The organism is Duganella flavida (genome assembly GCF_009857445.1).
Classification (GTDB): Bacteria; Pseudomonadota; Gammaproteobacteria; order Burkholderiales; family Burkholderiaceae_D; genus Rugamonas; species Rugamonas flavida.
In genome coordinates, this window is sequence record NZ_WWCN01000002.1 from 460,402 (window position 1) to 474,643 (window position 14,242).

Annotated in this window: 6 protein-coding genes; 3 read left to right on the forward strand and 3 right to left on the reverse strand. The window is 60.7% G+C overall.

Annotated elements, in window-relative coordinates:
* Nucleotides 1–92: 92 nt before the first annotated feature.
* Together tkt and gap are read left to right on the forward strand one after the other, a co-directional pair.
* Entirely contained in the window at nt 93–2,087 is a 1,995-nt protein-coding gene (gene tkt, locus GTP46_RS04400; protein ID WP_161005394.1) for a transketolase, read from the forward strand.
* A gap of 47 nt (nt 2,088–2,134) precedes the next feature.
* The gene (gap, locus tag GTP46_RS04405) at nt 2,135–3,145 is read left to right on the forward strand and encodes a type I glyceraldehyde-3-phosphate dehydrogenase (RefSeq protein WP_161005395.1); all 1,011 of its coding nucleotides are present in this window, start codon (nt 2,135–2,137) and stop codon (nt 3,143–3,145) included.
* Nucleotides 3,146–3,235: 90 nt separating this feature from the next.
* On the opposite strand, the gene GTP46_RS04410 is transcribed toward gap, so the two are convergent.
* The 3 genes from GTP46_RS04410 to glnE all read right to left on the reverse strand — a co-directional run bounded on the left by GTP46_RS04410 (nt 3,236) and on the right by glnE (nt 9,962).
* A complete protein-coding gene (locus GTP46_RS04410; protein WP_161005396.1) occupies nt 3,236–6,169 on the reverse strand; it encodes a TonB-dependent receptor domain-containing protein in 2,934 nt (977 codons plus the stop codon).
* Nucleotides 6,170–6,697: 528 nt separating this feature from the next.
* Nucleotides 6,698–7,159, reverse strand: a complete 462-nt coding sequence (locus GTP46_RS04415) for a cache domain-containing protein (protein ID WP_161005397.1) — start codon at nt 7,157–7,159, stop codon at nt 6,698–6,700.
* 67 nt (nt 7,160–7,226) lie between these two features.
* Nucleotides 7,227–9,962 (reverse strand): bifunctional [glutamate--ammonia ligase]-adenylyl-L-tyrosine phosphorylase/[glutamate--ammonia-ligase] adenylyltransferase, encoded by a 2,736-nt coding sequence (gene glnE, locus GTP46_RS04420; RefSeq protein ID WP_161005398.1) that lies wholly within the window; start codon nt 9,960–9,962, stop codon nt 7,227–7,229.
* Between the two features lie 88 nt (nt 9,963–10,050).
* Here glnE and GTP46_RS04425 point away from each other — a divergent pair, with 88 nt between their 5' ends.
* Nucleotides 10,051–14,241: a YhdP family protein gene (locus tag GTP46_RS04425; protein WP_161005399.1), complete on the forward strand. Its 4,191-nt coding sequence runs from the start codon at nt 10,051–10,053 to the stop codon at nt 14,239–14,241.
* The last annotated feature ends 1 nt before the right edge of the window (nt 14,242 follow it).

The window sequence follows — 14,242 nt, forward strand, 5'->3', positions numbered from 1 at the left end:
ATTTTAAATGGTGGCTGTCATCGTCTGGTAAAATAATGGGCTCTGCAAGCGCCGCTCTTGCTCACAGTTTCCATACTTCCGTGATATCTACGATGACTTCTACGCTCCCAACCACCCAAATGGCTAACGCGATCCGCGCGCTGGCAATGGACGCCGTCCAGAAGGCCAATTCCGGCCACCCAGGTATGCCGATGGGCATGGCTGAAATCGCCGTCGCCCTGTGGGCCGGCCATTACAGCCACAACCCAGCCAATCCGGCATGGGTGAACCGCGACCGCTTCCTGCTGTCGAACGGCCATGGCTCGATGCTGCACTACGCGCTGCTGCACCTGGCAGGCTACGCCGTGTCGATGGATGACATCAAGGCCTTCCGCCAGATGCACTCCAAGACCCCAGGCCACCCGGAAGTCGGCTACACCCCGGGCGTGGAGACCACCACCGGCCCACTGGGTCAGGGTATCGCCAACGCGGTCGGCATGGCGCTGGCTGAATGGCTGCTGGCAAGCGAATTCAACAAGCCGGGCCTGGACGTGGTTGACCACTATACCTACGCTTTCCTGGGCGACGGCTGCCTGATGGAAGGCATCTCGCACGAAGTATGCGCGCTGGCCGGTACCCTGGGCCTGAAAAAACTGATCGCCCTGTACGATGACAACGGTATCTCGATCGACGGTAAAGTCGAAGGCTGGTTCACCGACGACACCCCGGCCCGTTTCGAAGCCTACGGCTGGAACGTGATCCGCGCGGTTGACGGCCATGACGTGGCTGTGGTTGCCGCCGCCATTGCTGCTGCCAAACAAGCTGACAAGCCTACCCTGATCTGCTGCAAAACCGTGATCGGCAAGGGCTCGCCTAACCTGCAAGGTGGCGACAAGGTGCACGGCGCCGCGCTGGGCGACAAGGAAGTTGCTGCTGTCCGCGAATACATCGGCTGGCCACACGCCCCGTTCGACATCCCGGCTGACGTGTACGCAGCATGGGACGCTAAAGCCAAGGGCGCCAAGCTGGAAGCCGACTGGAACGCCAAGTTCGCTGAATACACCGCCAAGTTCCCGACCGAAGCTGCTGAACTGACCCGCCGCATGGCTGGTGAACTGCCAGGCGCGTTTGACGCTGCGCTGGCCGCAGGCATCGCCTCGACCGTCGAGAAGAAAGAAAACATCGCCACCCGTAAAGCCAGCCAGAACGCGATCCAGGCGCTGGCGCCAGTGCTGCCAGAATTCCTGGGCGGTTCGGCTGACCTGACCGGTTCCAACCTGACCAACTGGAAGGAGTGCGTTGCAGTCCGTTCCGGCCAGCCAGGCAACCACATCAACTACGGCGTGCGTGAGTTCGGCATGTCGGCGATCATGAACGGCGTGACCCTGCACGGTGGCTACATCCCGTTCGGCGCTACCTTCCTGACCTTCGCCGATTACAGCCGCAACGCGCTGCGTATGGCTGCACTGATGAAGCAGCGTTCGCTGTTCGTATTCACCCACGACTCGATCGGCCTGGGCGAAGACGGCCCGACCCACCAGTCGGTTGAGCACGTATCGTCGCTGCGCCTGATCCCTAACCTCGACAACTGGCGTCCATGCGACACCACCGAATCGATGGTGGCATGGGGTGCCGCAGTCAAGCGCAAAGATGGTCCTTCGACCCTGATCTTCTCGCGCCAGAACCTGCCGTACCAGGAGCGTACCGATGCGCAAATCGCTGACATCGCCCGCGGCGGCTACGTGCTGCGCGAAGCAGCCGACGCCAAAGTGACCCTGATCGCTACCGGTTCGGAAATCGAACTGGCGCAAGCTGCTGCTTCGGCACTGGCTGCTGAAGGCATTGTGGCACGCGTGGTGTCGATGCCGTCGACTGATGTATTTGACCGTCAAGACGCCGCTTACAAGGCCAGCGTGTTGACCAAAGGCGTGCCACGTGTGGCAATCGAAGCTGGCGTGACCGATTTCTGGTACAAATACGTCGGTCTGGAAGGCGCTGTTGTCGGCATCGATACCTTCGGTGAATCGGCTCCGGCAGGCGTGCTGTTCAAGCACTTCGGCTTCACGGTAGAAAACGTGGTGGCGAAAGTCAAATTGGTCATTGCTTAATCTATAATTGCTTGTTGCATTACCTATTATCTAATCAGGAGCAAAGTATGACGATCAAAGTTGCAATCAATGGCTATGGCCGTATCGGCCGTAATGTACTGCGCGCTTTCTACGAAGGCGGCAAGAAACAAGACATCCAGATCGTGGCAATTAACGATCTGGGCGACGCCAAGTCGAATGCCCACCTGACCCGCTATGACACCGCCCACGGCAAGTTCCCAGGCACCGTGACCGTAGACGGCGACAATATGATCGTGAACGGCGATGTGATCCGCGTATTCGCACAGCGCAACCCAGCAGAAATCCCATGGGGCGACTTGGGCGTGGACGTGGTGCTGGAGTGCACCGGCTTCTTCACCACCAAAGAGAAAGCTTCGGCTCACTTGAAGGGCGGCGCCAAGAAAGTCATCATCTCGGCACCAGGCGGTAAAGACGTGGACGCGACCATCGTATTCGGCGTGAATCAGCAAGTACTGAAAGCCACCGACACCGTGATCTCGAACGCATCGTGCACCACCAACTGCCTGGCTCCGCTGGTCAAGCCGCTGAACGACGCCATCGGCGTCGAAACCGGCCTGATGACCACCGTGCACGCTTACACCAACGACCAGGTACTGTCGGACGTGATGCACGAAGACCTGCGCCGCGCCCGTTCGGCCACCATGAGCATGATCCCGACCAAGACCGGCGCTGCCGCCGCGGTTGGCCTGGTGCTGCCAGAATTGAACGGCAAGCTGGACGGTTTCGCGATCCGCGTACCGACCATCAACGTGTCGCTGGTCGACCTGTCGTTCATCGCCAAGCGCGACACCACCGTGGAAGAAGTCAACGCCCTGATGAAGGCCGCTGCTGAAGGCGACCTGAAAGAAGTGCTGACCTACCAGACCGAACCACTGGTTTCGATCGACTTCAACCACAACCCGGCATCGTCGAACTTCGATTCGACCCTGACCAAAGTATCGGGCCGCCTGGTGAAAGTATCGTCGTGGTACGACAATGAGTGGGGCTTCTCGAACCGCATGCTGGATACCACCGTTGCACTGATGAACGCCAAGTAATCCCAGGCCTTCAGACGTAAAAAAACCTCGCGGCGCAAACCGCGAGGTTTTTTTTATGCCTGCCTGCCCCGCAGGGCAGGCATACATACATTACAGCGTCACGCGCAGACCCAGGTAGTAGCGGCGGCCGATCGGATCGTAGGTCGATGCGTCGGTCTCGGTACCGGTGGTGTCGCCTGGCAGGCCAGTGATGATCGGTGGCGCTTTGGCGTTGAAGGCGTTGTTGATACCCAGGTATACCTGCACCGATTTCTTCACGTCATAGGTGAACTGGAAATCGTTGTAGGTACGGGAACCAACGCCCACCGAGCCAGGGGTGATGCTCAGGCTCTTCAGGAACTGGTCATCCAGTGCCACCGGACCGGTGTAGGTTGCGGTCCAGGTCGCGCCGAAGCTGCCCCATTTGTAGGCGCTGTTCAGCACAGCCTTGCTGCGTGGCGCGTTGATTTGCGCCGAGGTCACTTCGCCGACGTCGTTGTTACGCTCCGCGTCCGGCGTGGCTTTGTTCCACAGTTCGCGCAGGTAGGTGTACGACAGCTGGGTGCTCAGGCGGCCAGGGCCGACTTTGTCAGTCCACGACGCAGTCAAGTCGACGCCTTCGGTGCCGGTACCGCCGCTGTTGGTCACAGCGGTGTTGCTGTACTGGATCGAGCCGGCGCTCAGGTTACCCGTTTGACCAGGACGGCGGGTAATGAATTTGCAGAAGTTCTGGTTGTTTTGGTTGTAGCACTGGTCCAGAGCATACTGGCGGTCGGTCGATACGATGGCGTCCGAGATCTTGATGTTGAAGTAGTCCGCCGTGAAGGTGAACTTGCTCAGCAGTGGGATCGAACGTGGGGTCACCACGACACCGATGGTGGTCGAACGGCCTTTTTCGGCCTTCAGGCTCGGGTTGCCGCTGTTGTAGCCGCTGATGCCTTGCTGGTCGGCTTGGCTCAGCGTGAACACACCGCCGTGGGCTGCCATGTTGGCGGCGACGCCCGGTGCGGCTTTACAGTTGGTAGCCAGTGCGGAGGTTGCCGACGACGACACGCCTTCGCACGGGTCAACCAGGCCAGACGGGAAGTCCTGGCTAGGTGCGGTGTACAGCTCGTTGATGTTAGGCGCGCGGGTCGACTGGGCGCGGGTACCACGCACTTTGACGTCCGAGGTGATCGCCCATTCGCCGCCGGCATTCCAGCTGTTAGTGCTGCCAACGGTCGAGTAGTCGCCGTGACGGAAGGTGCCCAGGAAGGTCAGTTCCTTGGCGAACGGCTTGTCCTTCAGCAGCGGTACGCGGGTTTCAACGAAGACTTCACGCACGTTGAAGTTACCGAAGGTTGGCGGAATCGCGTTACCGGCGTTCAGGCCGGCCTGGGTCAGCGGATCTGGGATCGAGGACGAATCCTCGCCACGCCATTCGAAGCCGGCAGCTACGCCGACTTTACCAGCTGGCAGTTCCCACAGCTCGCCGTTGATCGAGCCGCCGGCCAGTTTCTGGGTCACTGCGGTTTGCAGCGAGCCTGGTGCGGTCACGTACTTGAGCGCAGCTGGCGAAATGGTGTTGGCGCCGAAGATGTTGATCGGTACGCAACCTTCAGCGACGGCGTTGGCGTCGTGGCAGACCGCGCCGCCGTTGCCGTCAGGGATGGCGTCCAGCGCGTAGCGCAGGTTAGGAATGTTGACCTGGCCGGTCGAGCTCTGCGCTTCCTTGGTTTTGCCGTACGAGACGTAAGTCTCGTAGTTCCATTCTTTGGTGAATGGCAGCGTGCCCTTCAGGCCGGTGGCGATACGGAAGGTGCTGCGGTCGGCATCGGCGTGGCGGGCGCCGAATTCGGACAGACGGCGGGTGAAGAAGTAGTCAGGAATACCGTCGCCGTCGTTGTCGCTGATACGGTCCCACAAGTATTGTGGCACCAGCGGGTTTTTCACCAGCTTGCCGTTGATGATGGCGCCAGCTGGCACTTGGCCGCCTGTACCCTTGTATATGGAGTCCGAACCCAGCGGGAATGGCTCGATATTGGTCGAGACTTTGCTCTGGGCGTAAGTACCTTCGAAGAAGGCGCTATGGTTTTCGTTCAGCGTGCGGTTACCGTTCAGCGAGAACAAGTAGCGTTCGGTCGGCACGGCGATGGTGCGCAGGTCCGAACGGTTGAAGCCGGTAGCGCCGACGCCGGCTTTACCGTTGGTGCTCCAAGGGATCACGTTGCCGTTCTTGTCGTAGGTGAAATCTTCCGCGTCAGCGTAGAAGTGGCCTTGTGGCGCGTAGCCGGAGTAGTTCGGCTTGCGTGGCACGAATGCCAGTTCCGGATGGCCTTGGCTGATCGACGAGGTCTGGTCGATGGCCGAAGCATCGCGGTCGCGCGAGAACACCGGACCTTGCTTGGAGTAGCCGAAGTGACCCATCAGGTTGCTAGCGCCGTCGGCGCTGGTGGTCCCGAAGGTCAGGGCGATTTTTTTCTTGGAGTCGTCGTTCTTTTCGCTCTTGCCGGTTTGTGCATCGAGCAGGACGCCTTCAAAGTTTTTCTTCAGGATGATGTTGACCACACCGGCCACAGCGTCCGAACCGTAGGTCGCGGAAGCGCCACCGGTCAGCAGCTCAACGCGCTCGATGAAGTCGGTTGGGATGGTGTTCAGGTCGACTGCGCTGCTGCCCGGCACGCCGGACACGAAGCGGCGGCCGTTGACCAGCACCAGGGTGCGGGCGTCGCCCAGGTTACGCAGGTTGACGGTCGATACACCGCCACCCGAAGTCAGGAAGTTCGAGTTGGTACGGCTCAGGCTAGGGGTACCCATGGTTGGGTTTTTTTGCAGCAAGTCTTGCAGGTTGATGGCGCCGGAAGCGGCGATGTCAGCCGAGCTCAGGATCTGCAGCGGCGATGGCGACTCAGCGCCTGGTGCCGAAATGCGCGAACCGGTAATTTGGACTTTTTGGACTGCGTCTGGCAGGGCAGCATCTTGGGCAAATGCTACTTGGGTGCTTATCGCCATGCCGGCTACGCAGATCATGCGCACGGAACGGGACAAAACTGTTTCCTTCATCATTGCGGAACTCCTTAGGTGTATTGAAACAACTCTCCGTTTATTTTTGTTAAATTTCTTGGTTTAACTGACCAACTTTACCGACTTCGTAGACATCTTGTAAACGTAAAGTGGCGTAAAAAACCTAACATTCGCAAAAAAGCAACAGCACCACAAATGTAACAAAATGTGTCTGCTTGATGAGTGGCAATAAAACCAGTTTCATGTCAAGACATGGATGAATGCGGCAGGCAGTATATTTAAAATGGTCTAGATAGAATAAATATTACTTTTGGCAGAAGTTAATATTTTTTAATCTCTTCTATATTCGGCGGGAGGCGGATAAATAGCGGTGGCTGGCAATCCGCTAGTACGCGGATTACGTAGGGGAGGCGCGTGGAAAATACTCGTAATAGGGGCGAGTGATTAGGAAGGAGTGCCAGTTTTTAGTTGTTTTATGCTAAAAATTGGCATATTTTGAAGATGCTTGCACCACGGTGAAGCACGGTGGATAAAGGGGGAAGCCCGGTCCGGACGGACCGGGCAGGAGGATTACTTGTAAATGCCGGAGCCGATCAGGAAATCGTCAACGCGCTCGACATAACCGGATTTGGATTCAACTGCTTTAGTAACGGGATTCGGCCATTTAAAATCGACCCAGCCGCTGCCTTTACTCTTGGCAATATCGACCATTTCTTTAATCAGCAGTTTGCCTTCATTATCTTTTAAACCAATTAAAGGCTTGCCTACCATTTTAGGGTTATTCCCGTGCGCTAAAGCCACGCCATTCAAGTCATATACATAAATATACAAATCGCGGTCGTGGAAGGTGGTATTGGCCGGATCGGCGATGGCGGCAAAGGTTTTCTCCTTGCCGGCCGATTTGACCATCGCCACGGCCTTCTTGACCATTGCCACCGCTTCGTCGGGCGTTCCCTTGTCGGCCGCCTGGGCGGCGCCCGCAGTTGCCAGCAAGCTCAAGCTCAGCGCCGCTGCACCGAATAATCCTCTCATCTTGTTCTCCTTGATGTTATGAAAACTACCTCCTGAAGTATTGCACTTTTTCAACACTAAAATGTTGTTACTGGGCAACGCCATCGCCAAAGATGGCTTGCCACAGCGCCGAGACCTGGGCCGCGTCGCTGCTCACCAGCGCCGGGTCGATGCGCGCCAGGTCCTGGCCTTGCAGGCGCAGCTGGTGCTGCAGCTTGCGGTATTTGCGGTAGGCGTCGGCCGCGCTGGCGGCCAGGCCGGTGTCGATCAGGCCGAGGTCGGCGCACATATGGAGCAGCGCAATGTTGCCGAAATTGGCCGTCAATTGAGGATAGGCGGCAGCGTGCTGCAGGACAAGGAATTGCACGATGAACTCGATGTCGATCATGCCGCCCGGATCCTGCTTGAGGTCGAACAGGGCGCTGTGGTTGGGCTTGGCGTCGACCATGCGTTTGCGCATGGCAATCACTTCCTGCTTGAGCGGGCCATCGGTCGGCCGCTCCTGGCGCAGCACGGCTTCGCGGATGTGGTCGAAACGTTGGCCGATGGAAATGTCGCCAGCGCAGTAGCGGGCCCGGGTCAGGGCTTGGTGTTCCCAGATCCAGGCCGAGCTGTGCTGGTATTTCTCGAACGAGCCCACGCTCGACACCAGCATGCCGCTGGCGCCGTCCGGGCGCAGGGCGGTGTCGATGTCGAACAGGATGCCGGCCGAGGTGTGCGACGTCATCCAGGTGATGAAGCGCTGTGCCAGCTTGGCGTACTGGGCCGGCGCATCCTGGTCGGGATCGTCGTACAGGAAAATCACGTCGAGGTCGGACACATAGCCCAGTTCCTTGCCGCCCAGCTTGCCGTAGGCGATGACAGTGAACAGCGGCACTTCGCGGTGGCGCGTGGCCACCGTCTGCCACACCGCCTTGATGGTGGCAGCAACAATGGTGTCGGCCAGCGCTGACAGGTGGTCGGCCAGTTTTTCCACCGTCAGGTCGCCGGCCAGGTCTTGCGCCAGCAGGTGGAACAGCTGGGCGTGGTGGATTTCGCGCAGGATATCCATCTGGCGCTCGGTGTCGCCGGGATAGGCAGCCAGCTGCTTGTCGATGTCGGCTTCCAGCGCCACTGGGTCGAACACGGCGTTGCGCACGCGGTCGTCCAGCAGCTCATCCAGCAGGATCGGGTGCTGGCTCAGGAACAGCGCCGCCCAGCCACTGGCGTGCACCATGCGGATCACCCGCGCCAGCGTGTGCGGGTACTCGGTCAGCAGCGACAAATAGGCGGAACGGCGGGCGATGGCTTCAAGGAAGTCCAGCAACCGGCCCAAGGTGGCCAGCTGGTTGCCGCCGCTCGACTCCTGCGCCGCCTGCACGATCAGCGGCAGCGCGGTGTTGATCAGCCCTTGCAGGCGGTTGCGGCTGGCTTCCGGCAGCGATTGCAGGCGCGGCGCCTGCCAGGTGGCGATCAGGCGTTTGGTGGCGCCGTCCGGATCGCCGAAGCCGAGCGCGGTGAAGCGGGCCACCATGGCTTCGCGGTTGTCGGGATCAGCGCATTCGTTACTCGACTGCAAGTCAATATCATTTTCGCTGCTCTCGGTCTTGTCGGAGAACATTTCGTCAAACTGGCCGGCGACGAACTGGCGATGGGCATCCAGCTGGGCCAGCAGGGTGGCCACGTCGGGCAGGCCCATCATCTGTGCCACGGTCAGGCGGTCGGCGTCGTTGGCCGGCAAGGTGTGGGTCTGGGCGTCGTCCAGGTATTGCAGGCGGTGTTCAAGATTGCGCAGGAAGGTGTAGGAAGCCAGCAGTTGATAGACGATGGCGTGGCTTAGTAACCCTTTCTCAGCAATGATGCGCAAGGTGGTGCGGGTCGAACGGTCGCGCAGGGCGGCGTCGCGGCCGCCGCGAATCAGCTGGAATACCTGCGCCAAAAACTCGATTTCACGAATGCCGCCGCGGCCCAGCTTGACGTTGTTGCTGCGGTCCGGGTGCAGCCGCTCCTGCCGGTTCACCTCGGCGCGGATTTGCGCATGCATATTGCGAATGGCGTCAATCACGCCAAAGTCCAGGTAGCGGCGGAAGCAGAACGGCCGGACAATCCCATCCAACGCGGCGATATCCTCGGCGCGCCCGGTGACAGCGCGCGCCTTTACCCAGGCGTAGCGCTCCCACTCGCGGCCCTGCACGATCAGGTAGTTTTCCACCATGCTCATGCTGGCCGCCAGCGGCCCGGAATTGCCGTTCGGGCGCAGCGCCATGTCGACCCGGAAGGTGTAGCCGTCCTCGGTGATCTCGGCCAGCGCCGCGATCAGCTTTTTGCCCAGGCGGATGAAGAATTCGTGGTTGGACAGGCCGCGCTGGCCTAGTTCCGTGTCGGCGGCGGTGTCGCCGTCCTCAGGGTAGACAAAGATCAGGTCGATGTCGGACGAGACGTTGAGTTCGCCGCCACCTTGCTTGCCCATCGCCAGCACGATCATGTGCTGCGGCAGGCCGGAATCGTGGCCGATCGGCTCGCCGTGCGCGGCCACCATCTCGGCGTGCAGCTCGACCATGTGTTTCTGGATGGCAAAGTCGGCAAAGCGGGTCATGGTTTCCACCACTTCGGCCAAGTTGGCCTGGCCTTCCAGGTCGCGGCGGATCAGGGTGCATACCAGCAGGTTGCGCAGGCGGCGCATCGAGCGCACCAGCGGCAGGCCGCCTTCTGCTTCTTTTTGTAAATATTCTGCCAGATTAATCTGGGCAAGCGATAATTGCGCCAATTGATCGACCTTGGCAGCGCGGTCGGGCGCGGCGGACAGCCAGCGCTGGTAGAAACGGGAGACGGACGGTGAACTCATAGAGGGATAAGGTAGAATTGCTCCGGAAACCGAGTGTAGCGCGAGTTTGCTATTTATTTGACGCATGGCCTGATTTATTAGCGTATTAATGCAAAAACCAGAAGAGGAGACTGTGACAGGCGAAGGCCCCTTGGCTGCGCGCTGGCACCGGCTCAGTGCCGCCTACCGGATCTGCAACCTCGCCACCCATCACGTGCTGGGCTTCACCCTGAAGCTGGCATTGCTGTTGTATTTTGCTTTCACCATCCTGTTCCTGACGCTGCGCTACGCGGTGCTGCCAAATATCGACCACTACAAGGGCGATATCGAACAGGTCGCCAGCCAGGCCATCGGCAACCAGGTCACCATCGCGCGCGTGTATGCCTCGTGGAACGGCTTCCGTCCCAACCTGTTCCTGGGCGACGTGGTGCTGCACGACCAGCAAGGCCGTCCGGCGCTGACCTTGCCGAGCGTGTCGGCCACCTTGTCGTGGTGGACCGTGGTGACGGCCCAGTTGCGCTTCCACGTGCTGGAGTTCAACCGTCCCGATCTGGAAATCCTGCGCGAAGCCGACGGCCGCCTGGTTGTAGCCGGCATGGTCATAGACCTCAACAAGCCAAGCGACGGCAAGGGCCTGGATTGGCTGCTGCTGCAGCGCGATATCGTTATCCGCGAAGGCCGCTTGCAATGGACCGACCGCCAGCGCGCCGCGCCGCCGCTGGCGCTGGACAATGTGACGGTGCTGCTGCGCAACCAGTGGCTGCATCACCAGCTGTCGCTGCGCGCCACGCCGCCGGCCGCACTGGCCGAACCGCTCGACTTGCGTGCCGACTTTACCCATCCGGCCTTTGGCGCGCGCATTTCCAACGTCTCGATGTGGAAGGGCGAGGTCTATGCCGACCTGCGCAACGCCGACCTGCTGGCGTTGAAAGCCTGGATTCCGTATCCATTTCAACTGAGCAGCGGCAGTGGTTCGCTGCGCGCGTGGGTGGGCGTCGACCAATCGCGCCTGACCGGCTTTACAGCCGATGTCGGTCTGTCGAATATCACCGCCGTGCTGGGCAAGGAATTGCCGCTGCTGGATTTGCAGCAGATGAGTGGCCGTATCGCCGCCCATGAAGACATCCGTCCGCCGGCTGCGCGCCAGGGCGCGGTTACGCCGGGCTTCGGCGCGCTGGGCCATAGCCTGCAGGTAGACAAGCTGACCCTGACCACCCGCGATGGCCTGGTGATGGCGCCGACCTCGCTGTCGGAAACCTATGCTGCGGCGGCCGGCGCCAAGCCGGAAAAAGTCGAACTGAAGGCGCGCCAGCTGGACCTGCAAACCTTGGCCGGCCTGGCCGAACGCCTGCCGCTGAACGAGCACCAGCACAAAATGGTCGCCAGCTTCGCGCCGCGCGGCTTGCTGCAAAACTTCTCGGCCGAATGGCAGGGCTCCTTCCCGGCGCTGCAGTCTTATCGCATCAAGGGCGATCTGGTCGGACTCGGCCTGAAGCCGCAGCCGCCGCGCATGGCGCAACCGAAAAGCGGCAAAACGCCCGCCATTGCTGGGCTCCCGGCGATTCCCGGTTTCGATAACCTGAGCGGCTCGATTGACGCCACCGAAAAGGGCGGTAGCTTCAAACTGAACTCGCAGCAGCTGGTGCTGCAGATGCCGGACTATTTCGCCGAAGCGTCGATGCCGTTCGACCATCTCAACCTCGCTGCGCGCTGGTCGTTTGAAGCCGACAACCAGCTGCTGTTCCAGATCGACAGCATGGACTTCGAGCAAGAAGGTATGCGCGGCACGCTGCAAGGCACGCACACCATTCCGCTGGCCGGTAAGGGCCCGGGCAAGGCCGACCTGAGCGGCACGCTGACCGGCTTCCAGCTCAACCGTATTGGCCGCTACCTGCCGATGCAAACGCCGCACGACCTCAAGGCCTGGCTGACCGGCGCGCTGGAAGGCGGCGTCGCCACCGACGTGGCGCTGCGCCTGCGCGGCGATCTCGCGCACTTTCCCTTCCAGGGCGACAGCAATGCGGACAAGGCGCGCGGCGAATTCCGCGTGGCCGGTAAGCTCACCGAAGGCAAGCTGAATTACGAGCCCGGCCATTATCTGCACGACGGCAAGGAACTGGGCAAGGACGGCAAGCCGCTGCCGTTGTGGCCGCAGGCCGAGCACATCAAGGGCAGCTTTGTGTTCGAGCGCGCGCGCATGGAAATCCACGGCGACACCGCCACCACCGGCGGCGTTGCACTGAGCAATGTGAAGGCCGTGATTCCGGACTTGATCGTGCATGACTCGATGCTGGAAATCGACGGCAACGCGGCCGGGCCGATGCAGGAATTCCTCAAGTACGTGGCCACCAGCCCGGTGCTGGAATGGATCTCGCACTTCACCGATGAGACACTGGCCAGCGGCAACAGCAAGCTGGCCCTGAGCCTGCGCATTCCGCTGGCGCACGCCATCGATACCAAGGTCAACGGCACGCTGCAACTGCAGAACAACGACATCACGCTGATGAACGACATGCCGGTGGTGCAATCCTCGCAGGGCAAGATCGAATTCAACGAGCATGGCGTCAACCTCAACCAGCTGTCCGGTAACTTCCTCGGCGGTCCGGTATCGATTACCGGCGGCAGCCAGAAGGACAACGCCATCGTTGTCAAACTGGGCGGCCTGATGACGGCCGACGGTTTCCGCCAGACCTACCAGATGCCGGCCATGCAGCGCCTGGCTGACCACCTGTCGGGCAGCACGCGCTACAGCGGTACGGTCACGGTGCGTGACCACCAGGTGGTGGTGGCGGTTGACTCCAGTCTCACCGGGCTGGGCCTCGACTTGCCGGCGCCGGTGAAGAAAACCGCTGTGGACAGCATGCCGCTGCGTTTCCTGCTGACCAGCGGCCTGACGCCGGACGCGGTTGGCCAGCTGCATGACGATATCCGCATCACGCTGGGCAGCAATATCGCCGCGCGCTATCAGCGCCAGAAGCTCAGCAATAGCAAGCAGCACTGGAAGCTGGTGCGCGGCGGCATCGGCGTCAATGCGCCAGCGCCGGAACCGGATAGCGGACTGGCCTTCCACCTCAATATGCGCGAGCTCAACGTCGATAACTGGCTGGACTTTGCCGAGGTTGTAGCCGGCAAAGGTCCGGCTACGTCATCGTCGTCCGACAGCAGCGACTTCACGCAGTACGTGGTGCCGGAGGCGATTGCCACCCGCGCCAGCGAGCTGGTGATCGGCGGCCGCAAGCTGGAAAACATCGTGGTCGGCGTCAGCCACTACAAGGGCACCTGGCAGGCCAGCATCGATTCGACCCAGGCCAATGGCTACCTGACCTGGGCGGAACCGTCCACCGGCGCTGGCCTCGGAAAGGTGACGGCGCGCCTGTCCTCGCTGGTGATCCCGGAGTCGGCCTCCAGCGAAGTGCAGGAGCTGTTGGATGGCAAGAGCGCCGCCGCCACCATCCCGGCGCTGGACGTGTTGGTCGAGCGCTTTGAACTGTTCAACAAACAGCTGGGCCGGCTGGAACTGCAAGCCAACAATGTGCAGCTGCCTAGCGCGCGCGAGTGGCGCGTCAACAAGCTGTCACTGGCCAATCCGGACGGCGCCTTGAACGGTACCGGCAAGTGGGTCAGCAAGGATGGCGTGCACAACACCTCGCTTGATTTCAACCTCGACATCGCCGACGCCGGCAAACTGCTGGAACGCTTCGGTTTTGCCGATACGCTCAAAGGCGGCAAGGGTTCGCTGAAAGGCGATATCGCCTGGAAGGGCTTGCCGTACTCGCTTGATTTGCCTAGCCTGTCCGGCCAGATCAACATGAATGTGGAGAAGGGCCAGTTCCTCAAGCAAGATCCGGGCGCCGCCAAGCTGCTCGGCGTGCTGAGCCTGCAAGCCTTGCCGCGCCTGCTCAAGCTGGACTTCCACGACGTCTTCTCGGAAGGACTGGCGTTTGACGGCATCACCGCCAATGCCAGCATCAACCGTGGCATCGTCAAGACCGACAACTTGAAAATGCACGGCGTCGCCGCCACCGTGCTGATGGATGGCAGCGCCGACATCGCCAACGAAACCACCAACCTGCATGTGGTGGTGATACCGGAAGTGAACCTCGGCACCGCGCCGCTGGTGTATGCATTAGCCGTCAATCCTGTGATCGGTTTGGGGAGTTTTTTAGCGCAACTGTTCCTGAGTGCACCGGTGATGAAGGCCTTGACCTATCATATGCAGGTGACCGGCCCGTGGAAAGCACCGGTGGTCACCAAGCTCGAGGCTCCTAAAACAGAACCGACCGCGCCACCGAAAGGATAGC